We start from the raw sequence: 21871 nt of genomic DNA, 5'->3' as shown, positions 1-21871 counted from the left end.
AGATGTTGATATGACAAGAAGAACAGCGTTTAAGCTCACCACTAGCATGGTATTGGTCATGTTACTCATCGTATTGACTGCTTGCGGAAATTCAGGTACCAATGCTAATTCAAAACAAACAACTCTGGATTTCTTGTGGTTCTCTGACGGAAAAGAAGGAGAAGTCATCAAGGAAATCATTAAAGATTATGAGCAGACCAATACCAAGGTTAAAATCAACCTGATTGAAGTTGGCTTCAAGGATATCCAAACCAAATTAAAAACAATGTTATCCGGTGGAAAGCCACCTGCCCTGAGCCGGGTCACGGATACCGGATCATTTGCTAATCAGGCGGTTGATCTGACACCTTACGTGGACAATGCGGACCAATTCGAGGATCAATTTATTGACTCACTTAAACCTTATTATGTTATTAATGACAAGCTGGTAGCGGCGCCTATGGATGTTACAGCGAATGGGCTTATTTATAACAAAACCTTATTTGATAAAGTGGGCGTCAAAGTACCGACCTCTCCTGACCAGGTATGGACGTGGGATGAATATACAGCTGCGTTAAAAGAGGTTATGGACAAAGGCGGAGCACGTTATGGCATGGTATGGGATGTCACACCGCACAGATGGTCCACTCTTTTGTATCAGAATGGCGGAAGCATCTTAACAGAGGATGGCACTGCAGCAGCGATTAACAGTGAAGCCGGAATTCGTAGCATGGAGCAGTTCAAGCAGCTTCATCAAGAAGGGATCATGCCCGAATCCGTATGGCTCGGAGGGGAAAATCCGAACAACCTGTTCCGTTCCGGGACGGTGGCTACCCACTGGGCTGGCAACTGGATGATCAGCAATTACAAGGATATCACCGATTTTGAATGGGGAGTCACCTATATGCCAAAAGGAACACAACGTTCTTCAGTACCAGGCGGGAAGTTTCTGATGGCTTTTGAAGGCAGCGGATATGAGCAGGAGGCGGCAGAATTTATTGAATACTTAACGTCCAAAGAAGTGAATTCAAAATATAACCAGGAATCATTGTTTATGAGTCCGCGGAAGGACAGCTCTGTATTGAATTATGAATTCGGCAAGGAGATGTTTGAAATTTTCGCGGATGAACTGAAGAACAGTTCGCCTCTTGCAGCTAATGACTGGTCTAGACAGACGATTATATCCAAAATTTCAACGGACCTGAAAAATAATATTGTTGAGGTTCTATCCGATAAGGCAACTCCGCAGGAGGCTTTGGATCGAACAGCCAAGCTGATTAACGAGGCTATTGGCAGTCAATAAACGTAAAGTCATTTGGTGAATTCGCATAACGGGGGCTTATCGATATCTGTAAAGCCTCCCCTTCGAATAACGTATAAGGAAGGGGCAAGCAGATGAGTGAAGGACAACGATTAAACAGAATTACGCTGGCAAAACAGAACAGGAAGCTCGTTATTGCTCCTTATCTGTTTATACTTCCCAACCTCCTGATCTTTGGAACTTTTATCGTATTTCCCTCTTTATTGGGCCTCTATTATTCGTTCCATGTCTATGATGGATTGAACCCGATGAGGTTCAACGGGCTGGACAATTATATCAAAATTATAGGAGATCGGGAATTTTGGTCGACCATCGGACGAACGGGGATTTATGCAGCAATTGTTGTCCCGCTAATATATGCAGCAGCGTTAGGCATTGCTTTGCTGCTTGCACGCGAGATTAGGATGCGCGGTTTCTTCAGGGCCGTATTTTACTGGCCGACCATGATTTCTTACATTATCGTAGGATTGACCTGGAAGTGGATTTTCGGAGATTCATTTGGCATCTTGAATCATCTGTTAACCGTGGTTGGTGTGGAACCTGTCGGCTTTTTAACCTCTTCCTTTTGGGCAAATACGGCTGTAATCATCGCGACAGTATGGTCACGTGCAGGCTTTTTCATGGTCATTTTTATCGCGGGTTTGCAGGCTATACCTACGGATTATTATGAGGCTGCCCGCTTGGACGGGGCAACGGGAACAAAGGTATTTCGCTATATTACCCTCCCACTTTTGAAGCCTACAAGCTTACTCGTTGTGATGCTGTGTCTGATTGACGCGTTCAAAGCCTTCCCACTTATGTTTGCGCTTACAGGCGGTGGGCCGGGCAAAGATACTACCTATATTGTTCAATATATTTATGAAATTGGCTTTAACAGGCAGGAGCTTGGGTTAGCCAGCGCCATGTCAGTGATACTGTTTATCCTTATTGGTGGATTCTCGGCTCTGCAATTCCGTCTATCGAAAGGAGGGGCTACGTGATGGTAATGAAGCCTATGGTCAAAATCGTCATCTACAGTATGTTAAGTGTTGCTGCAGTGGTGTGGCTCCTGCCTGTCCTGTGGGTCGTGATTTCTTCTCTGAAAACGAATAGCGATCTGTACAGCTTCCCTCCCAAGTTGTGGCCGGAGCCAGTCACCTTCGAGCATTTCAAGGAGGCATTCAGAAAAGGTAATTTTGGCTTGTATTTTATGAATAGTACAATCGTAACTCTATCCTCAACGCTGCTCCTGTTATTGATTAATTCCATGGCAGGCTTTGCACTCGCGAAGTACCGCTTCCGCGGAAGCTCGATCATATTAATCGCTTTTATCTCAACACTCATGATTCCGATTGAGGTCATTATGATCCCCATATTCAAGGTGCTGAGCGCACTTGGGATGTATAATAGCCTGCTCGCGATTATTATCCCGCCAGCAGCAACACCGACAGGTGTGTTCCTTATGCGGCAGTACTTGCTGAGTGTACCAGACGAGCTACTGGAAGCTGCCCGGATGGATGGAGCCGGTGAATGGAAAATTTACTGGAGCATTATTCTTCCGATAGCGAAGCCAATTCTTGCGGTGCTCGCAATCTTCTCCTTCATGTGGAGATGGGATGATTTTGTATGGCCGTTAATTGCGATTAGTGATCCATCGAAGTATACGATTCAGCTTGCACTCTCTAATTTTATTGGTGAATACAACGTGGATTGGGGAAGTTTGCTTGCGATGTCCGTCATCACGATGCTTCCAGTACTGATTGTTTTTATGGTTTTCCAGCGATATTTTGTCAGCGGTATGATTACTTCAGGAATGAAAGGATGAGTTGAATGTCAGATACCACCCGGAGTGGGATGGATACCTTGAATTATAAACCTTTGAAATTAGGTCACAATCAGGTCATTAATCATTGGATGATCAGCGGCATATATACGAGTCCTGTTGCCTTTGTTCCAACAACGATGGAGGGAGATATTAATGATTGGCTTATCGATGGTTTTGCCATTCATGAGAATCCATGCAGAAAGGAATTTGTAGAACATAGGAGAACGCAGCCTGTGAACCGCTTTTTTGATCAATGGAGCGAGTTTCCTAGCCCGGGAGACGACTTCGTTGGAGAAGAAAACGGAATGCCTTGGGCACTGTATTCTCCTTGGAATAATCCACGGGTGGAGCAATCAGGATTTTGGTTTGTGCCAACACATCTGCGCAGTTACGCGGCGACAAGACTAATTTCTCCGACTGCTCATACCGCCTCTTTGCGGATTAAGACCTATGGCAGTCTGACGTTGTGGATGAATGGGGAAATGGTGACGGACTTTGCACCACTCACGCGTAACAAGGAACAGGAAATCATTATTAAAGCTGAACTTGTAGCCGGAATCAATGAGATCTATGCCTGCTGGGAGGATCTGGCTGAGCGGGATACGATGTATGCTTTTGCGGTGGAGTACCTAGGAGACGAGGAATTAGTGATTTCCCTGCCTATTGCTCCTCATTTGGCGGAGTCTGTAAAATCCGCAGAGGAAGCCCTCGAACAGGCTTATTTTCCTTCGGATCTCTTCAGAGGTGAGCAGATTAAGCTCAAGCTGCCACTTCCCTTACCGGATATCGTTAGAGAGGTTGATATTCAGTATGGCAATTTTTTTGATGGCACCGAAAATAAAACAATACACATAACCGAACAGGAAACGGATCTGGTCCTGGCACATACGAATCAACTCGGTCATCATTACGTATATTTCACGCTGACTATTTCAGTATCAAATGTTGTACTAACCAAGAAATTTGGCTGCCAATCCTATGATACCAGCTATGATGAGGCAGCTCAGCAAGCTGCGGATATTGAAGACCGCAAATCCCTGGCACTGCGATGCATTGCCGAGAAGGGCAGTCCCAATATTCATAAGGCGATCGCCATGCTCAAAACGGGAGGTAATCTGCAAGAAGCGGAGAACATTTTGCTTGAGGGTGTGGAAGGGATCGAGCAACGGAAGGATTGCAGTGACTTCTATCTGGTGGGACTGTTCCGTCTTTGGAGAGATGAGCGAAATAGCGGTCTGTTTAGTGAATCGTTCTGGGATCGGGTAAAAGCAAGCATTCTGGGCTATCGGTATTGGATAGATGAACCTGGCGATGATGTGATGTGGTTCTTCAGTGAGAACCATGCCTTATTGTTCCATACCAATGAACTGTTAGCCGGACAGTTGTTTGGGGATGAAACGTTCAGCAACAGTGGTGAATCCGGTGAAGTACACCGTCAAAAAGCAGAGCAGAGGCTTGCACTATGGTTTGAGCGCTTTTTGGATGAAGGATTGGCAGAATGGAATTCAAGTGCATACATTCCAATTGATGCGGTTGGGTTATTGCATATCTATGAGTTTGCCCATAATGAACAGCTCAGGCAACAAGCAAAAAAGGCGATGGACCTGTTATTCTATTATATTACCGTTCAGATGCATCAAGGAGTTTTGTCCACAACGTTTGGGCGCAGCTATGAGAAGGAACTGCTGGGTGGTTATGCAGCGGGAACAACTTCAATGTGCTGGATCGCTTATGGCGTTGGCAATGTAAACAATTATTCAATAAGCAATGTTGCCTTGAGTTTATCGGATTACAGTCCTCCAGCAGCATATCAGGAGCATCTGTTGCTTGGGGAGAATCAACAATTGGTGTTTGCCAATCAGCAGGGCAAGGGAGGTTACGCCAAGCTCTATCACTGTCGGACTGAGGAATACTCCTTATCCTCCATCATTCGCTTTCGTCCAGGCAAGCCAGGTTATCAGGAGCATGTCCAGCATCTATCTCTGTCACCTGAGGCGCAGATTTGGGTGAATCATCCGGCAGAAATATACAAGCATGGGGATGGTCGGCCTTGCTTCTGGGCTGGGAATGGGATATTACCCGACGTTGTTCAGCATGAGGGGATCGCTTTGATGATGTTTGATATTCCTGCGGATAACAACTCTGACTGGACACATGCTTATTTTCCTACTGACTTCTTCACGGAATGGGTAAAGCATGAGAACTGGCATTTTGCCCGTTTGAATAAGGGGTATGCAGCTATATATGCGGCCAACGGGACGAGTATGGAGAGCAACGGGGTAACAAGAGAGCGTGAGCTTATTTCCCCTGGCTTGCGTAACGCCTGGATTATAAGAGCAGGAAGCGAACAGCAATTCGGGTCATTTGACGCTTTTATTAACCAAGTTTGTTCTGCAAGCCCGCAATTCGATAATCAAGCTTTAACTCTCACTCTAACAGACCCGGTATATGGTCCAATTCAATGGGGAATGAACAAGCCTTTTCTTATTAAAGAAGAGGAAATTATACACGAAGGTTATGGAGTGAAGGGACAACTGAAGTTACTGGACATGGAGCGCTGAATCGTGTGCAAGAAACCAAGGGAGTGATAACCAACATGCTGAATCAAATGGTGCTGCAGGAGAGAATAAGCAAGGTATCCCAAGCGATGGAGTCTATGAAAAACACAAGCATCAATGAACAGTTTCCCATTGGACTAATCGACATACATCTATGGGAATGGCCGCAAGGTGTTGGTCTGTATGGCTTGCTTCAACTCCATGAGGCAACGAAAGATCCTAAAGTGCTGGAATTTCTGGAATCATGGTACAATGCAAGGCTGATGGAAGGGTTACCGGAAAAAAATGTGAACACCTGTGCTCCGCTCCTTACTTTGATCTCACTATGCGAGCTGACCGGAAACAGGGAGTACGAACAGGTCTGTGAGGAATGGAGCAGCTGGATCATGGATGGACTGCTGCGAACCGGAGATGGTGCGTTTCAACATATGATTACGGGAGATGCCAATGATGGTCAAATTCTGATTGATACCTTGTTTATGACGGTGTTATTTTTGGCCAAGGCAGGGGTATACTTCAAGAAACCCGACTTGGTGGAAGAAGCCAAACGACAGTTCCTTGTGCATATCAAATATCTATATAACAAGAAAACCGGATTGTTCTATCATGGCTGGGATTTCAATGAAAATCATAACTACGGTGCTGTTCATTGGGGAAGGGGCAATGCATGGTATACGGCGGGAGTTATGGATTTCCTGAATATCATTCCGATCGAAGACGGGCTGAAGGCCTATCTGTTGGATACAGCAACCGCTCAAGTCAGAGCACTGAGCAAGCTTCAGGGTGAGGATGGTATGTGGCATACCGTGTTGGATGACCCCGCCTCTTACAAAGAAACCTCAGCAACAGCAGCGATTGGATACGGCATTCTCAAGGGAATCCGGTATGGATACCTGGATGAATCCTATCGTCAGAATGGCTTGAGAGCGCTTGAAGCGGTTTTGAAACATATTGATGATCACGGAGTTGTACATCAGGTGTCCTACGGAACTCCTGTGGGGCAGGATGCTCAGTTTTATAAAGATATAGCGATCAGTCCGATGGGTTATGGACAAGCACTTACGTTGTTTATCCTGATTGAGGGCTTGCGGGTTCCAACCGCCGAATAGAAGAAGGCAGACTTGTACGGAGGATGGGGGATACAGTTTCCTGTATCCTCCTTTTTGGTTTAGTAAGCTCGAATCTCGATTAATTCGGCATATCTGCTGCCATTTGTGGTATCAATTATGATTCTCAGAGCCTGAGCTGTCACAGAGACATCCAGGGAATGAATAACTTTTCTTTTGTGATTTTCTTGCATGCTCGCAATCTGTGTCCATTCCCCAGCCGGAGTCAGTACATCCACGCGATAATCACGCACCAACTCAGGCATCACACGGAATGTTGTGTGATGGTGATGTAAATTAACCAGATCCTCGTTCACATCATCATTAAACGTCAAGTGCAATTCAGCCAAGGTTTGTGGCTCTTCCCATGTCAGTTGCACCCATTCTGGCTTGCCTGACTGCATCGGTTGCGACATCCACTGCTGCGGCCCGCCGTAAGGACGATGGTATCCGTTGATTGTGTTGTCCGCTGAATAGGCCGTGGTCTCAGAGAGGGTACGACAGCAGAACGGTTGACGCGCCAACCCCTGCATGGACCATAATACGACAGGCTGATCCGTGGCATGATCCTCCAGGTTTTTGGACACGTGGTTTTCTTCTGTTTTGAAGAAGATCAGCACCCCGCTGTGTGCTTCTATCGAATGGTAGAGTGAGATGGCTTTATTGGAGCGGATGATCACAAAAGCATTCTGTGGTTCTTCCGGTCGCCATTCGAGCGGAAGCTTCACCCACTGCCTGATTCCTGTTTTAACGTTAATAGTCGCCGTAACTTGTAATGTATGCGGGACGTAGTTCTCCTTACGCTCCGTATCCCACAGCTCTACCGTCAGCGCGGTATCGCTGGATGCATCCAGCAGCAGCTCCAGGCCGCTGAGCAGTGGATGCACAGGCAGCAGAAGGGCAACATCCGTACCCAGCGGGTACGTCTCGCCAGGCTGCTCCAGAGCAATGCCCGTCAGCGTGCTGGAGGCTGTAGCCTTGGCACGCCAGGCCAGATCCAGCTCATCGTGGCTGCGCACCCCGATGATGGAAGCGTCCTGCCGCAGCAATGTCTGCTGCAGCAACGCCAGATGCCTCGCGTGCAGCTCGCGCGGCGACACACTCATGGACGCGCAGAGCGCTGCGCCCGTACCCGCGGCTTCGCCGATGACCGCGCATGTGGCCATGACGCGCGTTGTGCCGAAGGCGACATGTGATGCGCTGATGTCGCGCCCGGCCATGAGCATATTCCGCACATTTGCGGAATACAACGAGCGGAACGGCACGTGATATACGCCGTCGGCATGCATATGCTTCGAGCCGCTCGCTTCGGCGTACATGCCCTGCGGAGGATGCAGGTCGATGGACCAGCCGCCAAAGGCAACGGCATCCGGGAACTCCCGCTGGCTGATAATATCGTTCTGGGTGAGCACATAGTCACCCGTGAAGCGGCGGTACTCCCTTTTGCCAGGCAGAGAACCAATCCACTCCAGCGTCATATGGTCGGCATCAAACTTGCCGGAATTCTTGATATAGTCCCAGATCCCGTAGATCACGGACCACAGTTCATCACGGATCAGCTCATTGTCATGAACAGTGTCATGTTCACCGCCCCATTCAATCCACCAGTAATGACAACCGGAATCCCCGCTGCGAATGACCCGGCGAATCGGAATGCTGGTCTGTGTAATATCCTTGGCAAAAGAAGGCGGGATATAACGGACAGGTGCACCAGCATCCTTGGTATAGAAGAGAAGTGTACTGCCCAGCGTGATCTGATCAGCCACCTCCGGTGCCCACTCTTCGCCATATTCGCTGCGTGCTTCCCGGCCGAGTGCAAACTTGGCACCTGCCAGAAAGCCAACCAATCCATCACCCGTACAGTCCAGATAGATCTGACTTTCGAATCGGATTTTGCGCTCAGAACCCATCATCCATCCGGTAACGGAGGTGATCATGCGTTCATCTCCATCCCCAGTGGCCTCGACTTCATGTACATCCGTGTTCAGGTACAGGCTGATGTTGGATTCAGCTCGAACGGCTTCCAGAATGATCAAGTCCCAAAGATAAGGATTGCCCTCTGGATTACGATACTGATTCTCTACAAATAGTTCTCCCATGATGCCCGTCTCGCGGGCATAGCGGTTAATTCCATGGGCGGTAGCGCCGCAGACCCATACGCGTACTTCACTGCTGGAATTGCCACCGAGTACAGGACGATTCTGCACCAGAGCGACCTGTTGGCCCAGCCGGGCAGCAGATATGGCAGCGCATACGCCAGCAAGCCCACCCCCGATGACGGTGATATCCGGTTTAACGAGTTCGTGCTTCATATGAACACCTCTCTCATTGAATATGGATGAGCCTAAGCTCAGATTTCATAGTTCATATCTATAATTTCATATTAGTTCTATATATTTACTTTTCAAATACACTATATTATCATCGAGCATATACTTTATTTCATAACAAAGGCAGGTGTGTCATGGACCTCCTTAATCACATCTACTGGAAGAAGAAAGCTGAATTTGCTCTGGCAGAAGATATCTACGACGCTTGGGTGGTCTTTGCCGTTGAAGAGGGCGTATTTCGTTACGAGATTGATGGGCAGACCGGAGAGGCGGGTTTTGCTGATCTGGTGTTATGTCCGCCCCACGTTCCTTTTCGCAGAGAGACGGTAACCCCGCTGACGTTTCACTATATGCTGTTCCGTTGTAACTCCGCAGAGGGTGAGAGTCTCCTGCCGCCAATAGGGAAATCTCTCATTAATGATACGAAGCGTCTGGCTTCAACATATGCCTACCTGCGTCTGGCGAGCGAGGACAACGATGAGGCTACAACAGGATGGAAAACCCATCTGATGTTGGATTTGTGGCGGCTGTATCAATGGGAGCGCAGACAGAGCAGGTTAATGGAAACGAAGTTCACGGAGGATGCTCTCATGGCTGAAGCGGCAGTGTTGTTGGAGGAGTGGGCAGGAGAGGCGGTCAGTCTCCGAACGTTGGCCGAACATTTGGCTTTGAGTCCAGTCCAGCTCACCCGAAGGTTCCGGGAGGCCTTTCAAGAAACACCATCTGATTATCTGAAAGCGATTCGTCTCAAAAAAGCAAAAGCCTTGCTGGCAGATAGCCGTCTGACCCTTACGCAGATTGCCGAGAGATGTGGATATGAGAACGGATTTTATCTGAGCCGTGTATTTTCGTCGACCATAGGAATCAGTCCCTCGGAGTATCGGAGACGACATCAAGTATGAGGTAAAGGGTCTCGTCCATCTAGCCATCCATCCATTCACTCACTCATTCATTCATTCATTTCTTGCTTACACCAATAGAACATATCTGTGTAGTTCACATGGATGCAGGCAGCGAATATCACAAATCCATGCAAATCATTCGACTCCGGCTGTGAATGGCAGGCAGGTGCTATAATGGGGTCATTAATTGTAGGGGAGCGAGCACTAAGGAATGAAGAAGCCAAATTGGAAAAGTTGGTTGCCACAGCGGCTTAGATACCGCCTGTTCGGTGCGTTTGTGGTGTTGATTCTCTTGCCGTTCAGTGCATTGAATGTCTACAATTATCAGCAAATTGAATCGCTGGTCGAGCAGAAAATCAGTGAGCAGAGTCATGAGCAGCTAGTCCAGATGTACCGCTCTCTGGAGGACCAGATGAGCATTGCCTTCAAAACGCTTATTTTTCTGGAACAGGATTCCGCGGTAAGAAATGTGCTAACCTCCCCGGACAGTCGTACGCCGCTTGAGAACAAGTCGCTGGTAGAAGAAAAGTTCAAGATGATCAACAACAGTTTTTTTCTATATAATCCTTCGGTGTACTTTACCTTGCTGGATTTTTATGATAGCGTTTACACTTCGTATTTGCCCAAAAAAGCACTGACTTATGGCCCCTATCTGGAGCAATTCCGCGAACGTCTGGGGGAAATAACCATTCCAAAAGGCGGTGCGGATTCACACTCGCTTCAACCGGAAGAACTCTTCTATCGCTGGGATGCACGGGATTCCAACCCTGTGCTCAGAGAGTTATCCTCCAGCCCATATCTGTTGTCGCTGTATGCTTACATGAAAGATAGCGGCGGCAAGCGATACGGGCTGGCACGAATTAGTATCGATTATTCCTACTGGTTCCAGACCATGCTGAAGGATTCACAGAGTAACCAGGAGTATTACCTTATCACAGGTAGTGGAGAGACCATAGCCAGTTCATCCAAAACAGCGGCGCTTTCCCCGGAAGTTACGCGTGAAATAGCTCTTCATCCGGCACAGGCTTATCTGACCGATCCAGCCTCGGATACGCTGATTAACTACGTGTACATCGAATCACTGGATTGGTATATGGTAAATCGTATTCCCCTTTCCATCCTGTTTACAGAGATATCCGAGCTTAAACAGCGTTACTTTCTGACCTTTTTTGGTTTCACAGGAGCATTTGTAGTGATGGCTTTTATGATCTCGGCAACGTTCACGCGCCCTCTGTCACACTTACAGAATAAGATGAAGGAGGTTGTTCGCAAAAACCTCAAGATTCGTATTCCCGAAGGCCGCAGCCGTGGGGAAGTACTGGAACTGACACGCACGTTTAATACGATGCTGGATGACGCCAATCAGATGATCAACAGACTCAAGGCGGAGGAACGCCAGAAGGAAGCGGTACATTTTCATATGCTCCTGGCCCAGATGAATCCGCACTTTCTCCTGAATACATTGAATACAATGAAATGGAGTGCGATACGCAGCGGGAATGAGGAGATCTCCGAGATGTGTGTTTCCTTGGGCAAATTACTGGAGGTCAGCCTGAATTCACAGGTCGAATTGGTATACCTGAAGGATGAGATCGAGTTGGTTCAAGCCTACCTTCATATTCAGCGGATTCGTTACCGCGATAGCTTTGAGGTGACTTGTGAATTTGACGATAAATTGGAATATGCGCTTGTGCCCAAGCTGAGTTTGCAGCCACTGGTGGAGAATGCCATTCACCACGGTGTTGGGCCACTGGAACAGCTTGGTCAGATCCGCATTGGAATTTATAGGCAAGACACAGGAATGCTGATGCTGGAGGTCGCAGACAACGGAATTGGAATGGAGGAATCCCGGCGTCAGCAGACGACCCGCACGCGTCCGGGGATCGGTCTGTCCAACCTCAGGGAACGATTGCGGTTATTGTTCAAAGGCCAAAGTGAACTTGAAGTGATGGATACCAAGCCGGGGACATTAGTGAGGTTCAGCATTCCTTTTTTATTGTCGACGCCTTACGTACAGAAGCGGTCAGACTAGGGCGTGTCTGAAAACTCCGAAGAAGCAGATTTTGCTGAATTTTCGTTCCAAGCAAGGAAGTTTTCCGCAGGCGTGCCGGGGCACGTCAAGGGGAAGTGACGCAGCATGGGGCGAAAAGGCGGTAAAAGATGCACTTCGCGAGTTTTTGAGACATGTCCTACACGACTGGAGAGGGGAATCTGGAATGTGGAAGGTATTGCTTGTAGAAGATGAAGTATTTGTACGTGAGTCGGTGCGAGAGATTATTTCCTGGGAAGAGCTGGGTTTCACGGTCATCGGGGAATCCGGTAATGGGACCGAAGCGCTGGCGATGATTATACAGGATACACCGGATCTGGTACTGACCGATATTGTCATGCCGGGTATGGATGGTCTGGAATTACTCAAACAGACCCGTCAGGCCGGGTTAAAAACCAAATTTGTCATGCTCACCTGTATGGGGGAGTTCGAATATGTACGCCGTGCAATGGAATACGGGGCTTCCAATTATATTCTGAAGCTGTCGATGAGTGTAAATTCACTGCGTGATACTCTGCGTAAAGTAAGTGCGGAACTGGGAGCTTCTGCTGAAGCCCGGACAGAGACAGATCAACATGAAGTGCCGCCTTCCACACCGGTTCTCACATCAACGCCTGCTTTGCCTAATTCTCTTACGGTCTCTTCTGCGACCCCGTCTGATACGGATCTTCCATTTACACCTGTTCGTGAGCCGGTTGTGAAGCATCCGGAGATTAGCAAAATAATTGAGTACATCGGACAGCATTATGACCAGGACATTACCGTCAAATCCATGTCACGATATGTGATGATGGGCGAGAATTATGTGAGCGCTTTGTTCAAAAAGAAAACCGGCCATACCCTGATTCACTACTTGCATGGGGTACGGATGGAGAAAGCGGCTGAATATTTGCGCGAGACGGACCTTCCCGTACAGGAGATTGGTTACCGGGTAGGGTTCGGAAGTGATAATTATTTCATCAAAATATTCAAGCGTTGGACCGGTTGCACGCCCAGCCAGTATCGCCATCGTTCGTGACTCACAGGATGAGTAGAAGGAATATGTGTACCGAGTGCTCAGGCAAGCACAAGTAAATCCGTATTTTTGTTCAATCCGAATCATGGATATGTATCTTATGAACCCAGGAAGGTCCCTGCTACGATGTAACGGAAGGTACACTTCAATTCAGGGAGGTCATGTGACCAGATGAGAATCAAAAAAGGATTAACGGGGTTAATCGTAGGTGCGCTGATGCTGGGCTTGCTTGCCGGCTGTGTAGGTAAAAATGAGACGAACGGTGGAGACAACGGAGGTGGAGCGGCAGGGGGAAAAGTGAAGCTCACTATGTGGGGCGCGGTGCCGCCCGAGAATGGTCCACAGGAAGTGGTGGATACCTGGAATGCGGAGCATCCTGATATTCAGGTGGAATATGTGCGGTTTGTGAATGATGACGACGGCAACCTGAAGCTGGATACGGCGCTGTCCACCGGGCAGAACGTTGACCTATATGTCAATTACACTCTCACAAACCTCGATAAACGCATCAAGGGCGGGACGGCGCTGGATCTAGGTGAGTTCACTGATTACAACATTGATGAGAAAATGGGTGATGATGCGGCTTCCTGGAAAGTGGACGGCAAATATTACGGGATGCCAACCAAGAAAAACGCTGCCTTCTTCGCTTTAAATATGAAAGCGCTTGATCAGGCCGGACTGAGTGTACCGAAAGCCTGGACATGGGATGAAGCCCGTGAATATGCACTCAAACTGAAGGCTGCTGGCTTCAAGTACGGATTGGTGCAGCATACCGCTTCCTATGTAGACCCGCTCGATTCCGTTCTGGTGAAGAACGGTTATGTTAAGGCAGACGGTACTTCCAACCTCGATGATCCTCTCGTTACCAAATGGCTGGAGACGTTGAACGGAATGATGAAGGAGGATGCAACCACCCCTCCGCTCGGAGAGCAGCTGACTTCCAAAATGCCGGTGGAAAACATGTTCCTCGGCGGTGAGTCTGCCATGATTAATATCGGAGAATGGCTGATCCGCACATCAAACAATATGACCGAGTTCCCGCGGGATTGGAAAATCGCCTTTGCCCCTGTACCGAGACTGGTTGCAGAGGAAGCGGATATGGTGAAGAGCGGGGGACTGGGTGACTTTATCGCCATCAATTCCAAGTCGAAAAATAAAGAAGCTGCATGGGAGTTCCTGAAATGGTACGCCGATGGGGGAATGATGCCGATGGCTGCGGGTGGACGTTTGCCTTCCTCGAATGCAGTCGATCAACAGACTGCTATTGATCATCTGCTTGGCGATTATGCCGATTCTTATGACAAAGAGTCACTGGAATTTGTGTTGTATGGTGACGAGACACCTACGTTTGTCCGCAGCATTGCACAAGAGGTGGTCGATCTGCGTGCACAGGAGTATGAAAAGTTCTTCCTTGGTAACCAGACTGCCGAAGTTACGGTTCAGAACATGGTTAAACGCCATAATGATTGGCTGAAGCAGAATCAATAAAATGCAAAAGCAATGAGTCCAAAGGCCGTCCCCAATGGGACGGTTTTTCTATATAAGCAATAGAACAATTCCATGTTGTTTTCCTCCCAAAAGGCACTGCCGAAATACATATATCTGTGATATCAGGTACAGGGTTATGTTCCTTAAATGTTAGAGGACATCTTGTTATGCTTAATTCCAGAACAGATGTTAAGGAGTGGGGGAGCATATGCATAAATCCTGGATGAAACGGCAGAGCAGGCTCGGGTATCTGTTTATTGGGCCCAATATGATTGGCGTGCTGTTGTTTTTTATTATACCGGCTGTCTATTCGTTCTATCTCATGTTTACTGATTACAAATTCATGAGCCCGGAGACAAATTTCGTCGGGCTGGACAATATCCGCCGGATGTTGAATGATGATCTGTTTGGGGTGGCCCTGCGAAATACATTTGTATTTCTGTTAGCGGTTCCAGTATCGATGGGTTTGGCATTTATCGTGGCTGTGGCGCTGAATAAGTCGGTGTACTGGCAAAAAACACTGCGAGCCCTCTATTTCATGCCCTATATCACCAGCGGCGTTGCCATCGCCTTTGTCTGGATGCTGCTATTTCAGCCAACGTCGGGTCCGATTAACGGTTTCCTGCGCGGAATCGGTATTACGAATCCACCGGGCTGGTTATCAACAACTGAATGGTCCATGTATGCGATTGATATCATCTGGATCTGGTTCATGCTGGGATACAACATGATTATATATCTGGCCGCTTTGCAGGAAATCCCGGAGGAATTAGTTGAAGCTGCAAGGATTGATGGAGCCCGTCCCTGGCAGACCATTCGCCACGTGATTTGGCCACTCGTGAGCCCAACGACCTTTTTGCTGCTGATTACAGGACTGATTATGACGATCAAAAACTTTGGCATTATCCAGGCCATAACTCAGGGTGGGCCGGGAAACAGTACAACCGTGCTTTCGCTGTTTATCTACCAGAATGCCTTCCGATATTACGAGATGGGATACGCTGCTGCCATTAGCTGGGCGCTCTTTGCCATCATCATGATCTTCACTGTATTGCAGTGGCTTGGTCAGAAACGTTGGGTTCACTACTAGGAGAGGAGGGATTGTTATGGAGAAACAAATTGCCGCGAATGCGAAGCCCACAGCCCCACATTCACCTAAAGTGAAAGTCCGCATGGAGTCCTTGACGCAGATTCGAAAAATCATATTGACACTTCTGATGTCCGGGTTTGCCCTGCTGATGATTATGCCGTTCATCTGGATGATCAGCACGTCGTTCAAATCTCCTGCGGACGTATTCACCTATCCCATCCAGTGGATACCCTCCAGCCTAAACTGGGAGCATCATATTAAGGTCTGGAGTGGGGCGGATACCTTTGCGACATATTATCTGAACTCGTTGAAAATATCGCTAATTAGCACGGTCGGAGCTGTATTTCTCTCGGCTTTTGCAGCCTATGGCTTCGCACGGATTCAATTCAAAGGTCGGGAGACACTGTTCCTGATCTATCTCTCGATGATGATGGTGCCTCCGCAGGTACTCTTTGTACCGAAGTTCCTGATGTTTGAATGGGTTGGCATATATAATACGCATTGGGCATTGATCCTGCCTGGAATGTTCACGATCTTTGGGGTGTTTATGCTGCGGCAATTCTTCCTATCAGTGCCTTCAGAGATCTCGGAAGCCGCGTTCATCGATGGTGCCGGTCATCTGCGCATATTCTTCAGACTGATTCTGCCTTTGGCGAAGCCAGCGCTGGCTACCCTGGCGATCATCGATTTCTCATGGCATTGGAATGACTATGAAAATGCGCTAGTGTTCCTGATCGACAAAGACCTGTACACCGTGCCACTAGGACTGCAGAACTTTATTCTGGAGAACAATGTGGATTACAACGGCATGATGGCCGCTGCCACGGCAGGTATTATTCCGATGATCATCGTTTTTCTGGTGGGACAGCATTATATTATCCAGGGCGTGGCCGGAAGTGCCGTGAAGGGTTGAAGCTGCGATCTTACAATCCCATAATATAACCCTTTTGCTGAACGAAGAGATTTTCGCGGCAGAAGGGTTTTCTGTTGAAGGGGAGAATTAATCCATGATCTGAGTTTATCATTGGAGGAGATTCTCATGGAAATGAAAGTGATCACATTGCCCGCTTTTTGCGTTGTAGGATATTCAATCGAAGCGACTATAGAAGAGTTCGAATCGGGTCTGGGCAAGAGCCACTATCATAAGCTTGTTGAGAGAAAAGATGAATTTCAACATCGAAAAAATGACAACGTCATGTTGATGCAGATTTATCCGATGAACGTGGATTTCAATGCAAAGGTTGATAAGTTCACACATCTAATAGGATATGAAGTAATTAGTTCGGAGAATGTTCCTTCAGAGATGATAAGTCATGAGGTCCCTGACAGTCAGTATGTGACGTGCACGCATCGAGGGGTTGAGTCAGAGATTGGTGATACATATGATTATATATATGGACAGTGGTTTGGTGAGACGGGACATGAACCCAAAGATTATGATTTTGAAATTTGGGATGAGCGTTATCAACCGGAAAGTCCCAACAATGAGATTGATATATATGTAGCTTTGCAGTGATTTTATCGGGATTCATGGGACACATTTAAATGAAGGAAGAGGATGTTGTTGAAACTGAGTATAATCATATTTATTGTTTGAGATATCGCATGGGAAAATCGAGATAAAACACTGGAAATAAAGTATCCCCCAGAACCAAATATGTTATGAGTATTAGAGCAGTTGAGTAATAGATATATTTTCAAATATCTCTGAGTCTAATCTGAACGATCAATATCTTCTCCAATACAATAGTTCAAACTTCGTATATAATATAAAATCATATGATGCTGTATGACTACATAACTATCGCGAGGTGCACTAGACTTATGCCAACCATCTACGACTTTACCGTAACCAGAACCAGTGGAGAGCGTTTCCCACTCTATCAATATGAAGGAAAACCTGTGCTCATCGTAAACACGGCAAGTAAATGTAAATATACGCACCAGTTTGATGACATGCAGAAGCTGTATGACCAGTACAAGGATCAAGGGCTTCAGATTATTGGTTTCCCGTGTAACCAGTTTGCAGAGCAGGAGCCTGGAAGTAGTTCAGAAGCAGAATCCTTCTGTCAGATTAACTATGGTGTGAAATTTCCGATGTTCTCCAAACTGGATGTGAATGGAGAAGCGGCACACCCGCTCTACGACTTTTTGAAAAGATCAGGGCCTTTTGCTGGCTTTGATGAAACAGATATACAGGCCAAATTATTGAAATTAATGGTGGCTGAGAAGGCACCGGAATGGTTACATGGAGATGCAATCAAATGGAATTTCACTAAATTCCTGATTGATGCAGAGGGTCGTGTGGTCAGACGTTTCGAACCTATCGACTCCATCGACGAGATTCAAGAGAGTATTAAACAGCTTCTTTAATTTCACTTTCATATATCCTACAGGGGCATGACACAAATCGTTCCCCTCTTCCGAACAGGAGGTGCATGAATGTGCCGAGCATGATGCAATTTAGTGCTTCACTGGAGTATAGTTACCGATCCACCAGTACGTTTAACCCAGGCAAGTCAGATGGATTCCATTCACATCCACATTATGAGATTTATTATTTTCATGATGGAGAATGTACCTATATCATAGGAGACCGGGTATATAACTTGGAGCCGGGTGATCTGGTATTAATGCATGGCTTGACTCTTCACCGACCACATCCGAAGCCAGGCAGTGCTTATGAGCGAAGCACACTGCATTTTGATCCGTCTGCCATTCGCAGCAGCCTGCATCCGGACCGTATGGCTGAGGTCTTGAGGCCATTTGAAGAACTCAGAAATTGCCGGGTCAATCTGAAGGGAGATAGTCGCTCTGAATTCGAAGCTCTATTGCATGATCTTCATCGTCTGTCTCAAAGTGAGAGCAATTTCAGGCAAGAGCGAATGAATGTCAGACTGTGTGATCTGTTGTATTTTGTAGCAGAGATCTGCCAGGGTGATGTCCAAGAACAACTTCCCTCATCGGAGAGGGAGCGACATGTCCAACACATTATTCGTTATGTGGATACCCATTATATGAAGGACATTGGTCTGGATGATTTGGCACTGGAATTACATCTATCCAAGCCATATCTGGCAGGCATGTTTAAGGAAATGACAGGTTTGACGATATTCAAATACCTGTATGACCGTCGCATCAATCAGGCGAAGCTTTTGTTTCAGTTCCAACCAGAGATTACTGTGACAGAAGCAAGTCGATTGTCCGGTTTCAAACGCCTTTCGCATTTTAGTCGGATGTTCAAACAAAGTGTGGGATGTTCGCCTGATCTGTACCGTACCCAATTGCATCGCCAATCCTAGAAGCCCTCTGTGAGCTGACCAGCTTGTCTGGTCGGCTTTTTTTGTTGATTTTCGTTTGAGGAATGCATACCACTGTGTTTAGAGGACACGCAGAACAGGTAAAGAAAGGTAATGAACCCAGAGGAGGCGAATATGAATGAAACAGCGCACACCGGATCAGAATAACAGCGATACCCATCAGGAACAATCCCATGACAATCCTGAACAATATAAGACAGAGCACGAAAATCTGCTTGACCGACATGAAGAAGAACAGACTGTAGATCCAATTCCAATGGAAGATCTGAATATGGAAGCTCAGGAAGAGAAGAATAAAGATCAGACAAAAAGTAACTCGTCTACGGAAGAGAAATACCGGGCGGATTATCGCAAAAAGACGGGCGAAGGATAATTCCAATTGCTGTTGTGGGCAAACTTGTTGAAATGTTTTCGGTGAATGTATATTTAGTGAAAATAAATTAGTTTGTTGACTAATGTATGTTACTATATTATAGTTACTATGTTGGCAATTGAAAAAAAATTTGGGAGGCGAATAAGAATGACAACTTTTTTTGATGCGTTGAAAAACAGAAGATCTTATTATGGAATCAGCAAGGAATCTACAATTTCGGATGCTAAAATCCAGGAAATCGTAGAAGAAGCGGTGAAATATACACCAACTTCCTTTAACTCACAAACATCCCGTGCCGTTGTATTGCTCGGTGAACAACATGATAAATTGTGGAATCACACAGAAGAAATTTTGCGTGAAGTGGTAGGCAATGAAGAAGCTTTCAAATCCACAGCAGAGAAAATGACTGGATTCCGCAGCGGATATGGTACGGTTCTCTTCTTCGAAGATAACAATGCGATCGCACAGCTTCAACAAAACTTTGCAGCTTATGCAGATAACTTCCCAATCTGGGCTAACCAATCCAACGGTATGTTGCAACTGGTAATCTGGACTGCTCTGGAGCAAGAAGGTCTGGGTGCATCTTTGCAGCACTACAACCCGTTGATTGACGAGAAAGTGAAGCAAGAATGGAACATTCCTGAGAACTGGAGATTGATCGCTCAGATGCCATTTGGTAAACCAACGGCAGCACCGGGTGAGAAAGAATTCCAACCAATTGAAGAGCGCGTAAAAGTGCACAAGTAAGCTTCGCATTTCCCAACATTTAACCACATACGGCCTCGCTTCAATTTGATACGATGATAGTTGATCGTAATCCAATGAAGCGAGGCTTTTTGATGTGAATAATAGATTAAAAGACATAACAAACCAACGGATATGGAAAATGGCTTTATGCGGGTTATTAACACTTGGATCTGTGGCTGGATACGGCTCCACCGTTCAGGCCGCAACCGTGCAGCAACAATTTCAGGATACGCGCACCAGTTATGCCAAGGATGCCATTACACATCTGGTGGCCAAAGGTATTGCTGCCGGTACGTCAAAGACTACGTTTGAACCGAAGAAAGCCGTTACTCGTGCAGAATTTGCGACGTTTGCGGTGAGATTGCTAGGTTTGAAGCCCGTTAAAAATAATATAAATCCCTATCAGGATATAAGCATGAATGCTTGGTATTACGGCAACGTTGCCGCCATGACGAATCTTTTTATTCTGGAGGGTAAGGGTCAGGGAACGTTCCAGCCTAATGCTTCCATTACGCGCGAAGAAGCGGCTGCCCTTCTTGTGCGAATGTTGAAACAACAACCCGTTGAGACATCACTCTTATCTTCAACGTATTTCGACGCAGCGGATATCTCGTACTGGGCACGTCCTTATGTTCAGACGGTATATCAACTTGGTCTAATGCGGGGAAGTGGAGGCATGTTTCGACCACATGACCAGGTAACGCGAGAAGAAGCAGCCGTAATGCTTGATGCCATTTTACAAAAGAAAACATGGTCTGAGCAGTTACAACGTGGAGATGAACTCGGCGTTCAGTTGGGGTGGCAATATAACTCCACTACCGCTGAATTCAAGAAGCAAGTGGAACAGTCTGAAGTGAATACGCTTGTCCCACGCTGGTTTTTCCTGAACAGCAGTATGAAAGTAACAGATCACGCGGACCCGGCATTGATCTCCTGGGCATCCGCCACAGACAGGCAGCTATGGCCATTGCTGGGTAATCGTTCGGATTCGGCACTTACCCATCAGATGTTATCCAGTTCGGCCAACCGAGCGGCAGTGATCTCACAGGTAGCAGCTTATGTCAAAACCTATAAACTGGACGGCATTAATGTGGACTTCGAGAATGTTGATCCTGCGGATCGTGAAGGGTTAACGGCATTTGTGACCTCTTTGACGGCTACGTTGCACGCACTCGGTGCGGTGGTGTCCGTGGACGTTTCGCCAGACCTGGGTACTGATTGGACGGATGCATTTGATTATGCCAAACTGGGCGCTGTATCGGATTATATGGTGCTGATGGGATACGAGGAACACTGGAACGGTGATCCGAAAGCAGGATCAGTGGCGTCTCTTCCATGGGTGGAAAAAGCTTTGGATACCATGCTCTCTGAGGTCGTACGTGCCAAAACAATTTTGGCCCTTCCATTGTATACACGAGACTGGTCTTCCGTGAATCCAGCAACCAGCTCTTGGGACATTACACTGGCAGACCAGGGAATGCGTGCGCATGCTACGGGATCTGTAAGACGATGGGATGCAAGTCTGGTTCAATATATTATCGGGTACAACAGTAATGGTAAGCCAAGATATATATGGGCAGAGGATAGTCGTTCGTTATCAGCCAAAGTGTTAATGAGTGAGCAACGGCAAATCGCTGGACTGGCTTACTGGTATATGGGCGGCGAAACAGCCGATGTATGGAACGCCATTTCAAATGCTTCGCGATTTGAATCGTATAACTTCTAAATATTCATGAATCTGATAGACTCAAGCGAACCGGGATGCTGCCGGATGGTTTGGGTCTCTTT

Annotated in this window: 18 protein-coding genes; 17 read left to right on the top strand and 1 reads right to left on the bottom strand. The window is 47.0% G+C overall.

Annotation, left to right across the window (positions count from 1 at the left end):
• The first annotated feature begins 10 nt into the window (after positions 1-10).
• The 5 genes from BLS69_RS11450 (at position 11) to BLS69_RS11430 (ending at position 6771) form a co-directional block, all read left to right on the top strand.
• Positions 11-1282, top strand: a complete 1272-nt coding sequence (locus BLS69_RS11450) for an ABC transporter substrate-binding protein (protein ID WP_091031573.1) — start codon at positions 11-13, stop codon at positions 1280-1282.
• Between the two features lie 92 nt (positions 1283-1374).
• Positions 1375-2280, top strand: a complete 906-nt coding sequence (locus tag BLS69_RS11445; RefSeq protein ID WP_091031571.1) for a carbohydrate ABC transporter permease — start codon at positions 1375-1377, stop codon at positions 2278-2280.
• Positions 2281-2285: 5 nt separating this feature from the next.
• The gene (locus tag BLS69_RS11440; protein ID WP_371129073.1) at positions 2286-3104 is read left to right on the top strand and encodes a carbohydrate ABC transporter permease; all 819 of its coding nucleotides are present in this window, start codon (positions 2286-2288) and stop codon (positions 3102-3104) included.
• Between the two features lie 5 nt (positions 3105-3109).
• Positions 3110-5665: a hypothetical protein gene (locus BLS69_RS11435; RefSeq protein WP_091031566.1), complete on the top strand. Its 2556-nt coding sequence runs from the start codon at positions 3110-3112 to the stop codon at positions 5663-5665.
• Between the two features lie 35 nt (positions 5666-5700).
• Positions 5701-6771: a beta-galactosidase BglB gene (locus BLS69_RS11430; RefSeq protein WP_091031564.1), complete on the top strand. Its 1071-nt coding sequence runs from the start codon at positions 5701-5703 to the stop codon at positions 6769-6771.
• Positions 6772-6830: 59 nt separating this feature from the next.
• Here BLS69_RS11430 and BLS69_RS11425 read toward each other — a convergent pair whose 3' ends face one another.
• Positions 6831-9080, bottom strand: a complete 2250-nt coding sequence (locus tag BLS69_RS11425) for an FAD-dependent oxidoreductase (RefSeq protein WP_091031562.1) — start codon at positions 9078-9080, stop codon at positions 6831-6833.
• 152 nt (positions 9081-9232) lie between these two features.
• Between BLS69_RS11425 and BLS69_RS11420 the strand changes: the two genes are divergently transcribed.
• The 12 genes from BLS69_RS11420 (at position 9233) to BLS69_RS11365 (ending at position 21809) form a co-directional block, all read left to right on the top strand.
• Positions 9233-10000 (top strand): helix-turn-helix domain-containing protein, encoded by a 768-nt coding sequence (locus BLS69_RS11420; protein ID WP_176872681.1) that lies wholly within the window; start codon positions 9233-9235, stop codon positions 9998-10000.
• 211 nt (positions 10001-10211) lie between these two features.
• Entirely contained in the window at positions 10212-12032 is a 1821-nt protein-coding gene (locus tag BLS69_RS11415) for a cache domain-containing sensor histidine kinase (protein WP_091031556.1), read from the top strand.
• Positions 12033-12216: 184 nt separating this feature from the next.
• Complete coding sequence (locus tag BLS69_RS11410; RefSeq protein ID WP_091031554.1) at positions 12217-13068, top strand: response regulator transcription factor; 852 nt, start codon at positions 12217-12219, stop codon at positions 13066-13068.
• Between the two features lie 168 nt (positions 13069-13236).
• Complete coding sequence (locus tag BLS69_RS11405) at positions 13237-14553, top strand: ABC transporter substrate-binding protein (RefSeq protein WP_091031552.1); 1317 nt, start codon at positions 13237-13239, stop codon at positions 14551-14553.
• Positions 14554-14761: 208 nt separating this feature from the next.
• Positions 14762-15643 carry a carbohydrate ABC transporter permease gene (locus BLS69_RS11400; RefSeq protein ID WP_091031550.1) on the top strand — a complete coding sequence of 294 codons (882 nt, stop codon included), beginning with the start codon at positions 14762-14764 and terminating at the stop codon, positions 15641-15643.
• A 16-nt stretch (positions 15644-15659) separates the two neighbouring features.
• Complete coding sequence (locus BLS69_RS11395) at positions 15660-16556, top strand: carbohydrate ABC transporter permease (protein ID WP_371129040.1); 897 nt, start codon at positions 15660-15662, stop codon at positions 16554-16556.
• A gap of 126 nt (positions 16557-16682) precedes the next feature.
• Positions 16683-17159 carry a GyrI-like domain-containing protein gene (locus BLS69_RS11390; RefSeq protein WP_091031548.1) on the top strand — a complete coding sequence of 159 codons (477 nt, stop codon included), beginning with the start codon at positions 16683-16685 and terminating at the stop codon, positions 17157-17159.
• A gap of 308 nt (positions 17160-17467) precedes the next feature.
• On the top strand, positions 17468-18016 hold the full coding sequence (locus BLS69_RS11385; protein WP_076216217.1) for a glutathione peroxidase: 549 nt from the start codon (positions 17468-17470) through the stop codon (positions 18014-18016).
• 80 nt (positions 18017-18096) lie between these two features.
• Positions 18097-18945 carry an AraC family transcriptional regulator gene (locus tag BLS69_RS11380; protein WP_249911808.1) on the top strand — a complete coding sequence of 283 codons (849 nt, stop codon included), beginning with the start codon at positions 18097-18099 and terminating at the stop codon, positions 18943-18945.
• 136 nt (positions 18946-19081) lie between these two features.
• Positions 19082-19336 (top strand): hypothetical protein, encoded by a 255-nt coding sequence (locus tag BLS69_RS11375; protein ID WP_091031546.1) that lies wholly within the window; start codon positions 19082-19084, stop codon positions 19334-19336.
• Between the two features lie 147 nt (positions 19337-19483).
• The gene (locus BLS69_RS11370) at positions 19484-20083 is read left to right on the top strand and encodes a nitroreductase family protein (protein WP_036670536.1); all 600 of its coding nucleotides are present in this window, start codon (positions 19484-19486) and stop codon (positions 20081-20083) included.
• A 94-nt stretch (positions 20084-20177) separates the two neighbouring features.
• The gene (locus BLS69_RS11365; protein WP_256332280.1) at positions 20178-21809 is read left to right on the top strand and encodes an S-layer homology domain-containing protein; all 1632 of its coding nucleotides are present in this window, start codon (positions 20178-20180) and stop codon (positions 21807-21809) included.
• Positions 21810-21871 lie beyond the last annotated feature (62 nt).

This window comes from Paenibacillus sp. CF095 (assembly GCF_900101225.1).
In the GTDB taxonomy this organism is placed as follows: domain Bacteria; phylum Bacillota; class Bacilli; order Paenibacillales; family Paenibacillaceae; genus Paenibacillus.
The sequence above is the reverse complement of the archived record's forward strand: the minus strand, read 5'-3'. Positions and strand labels throughout refer to the sequence as shown.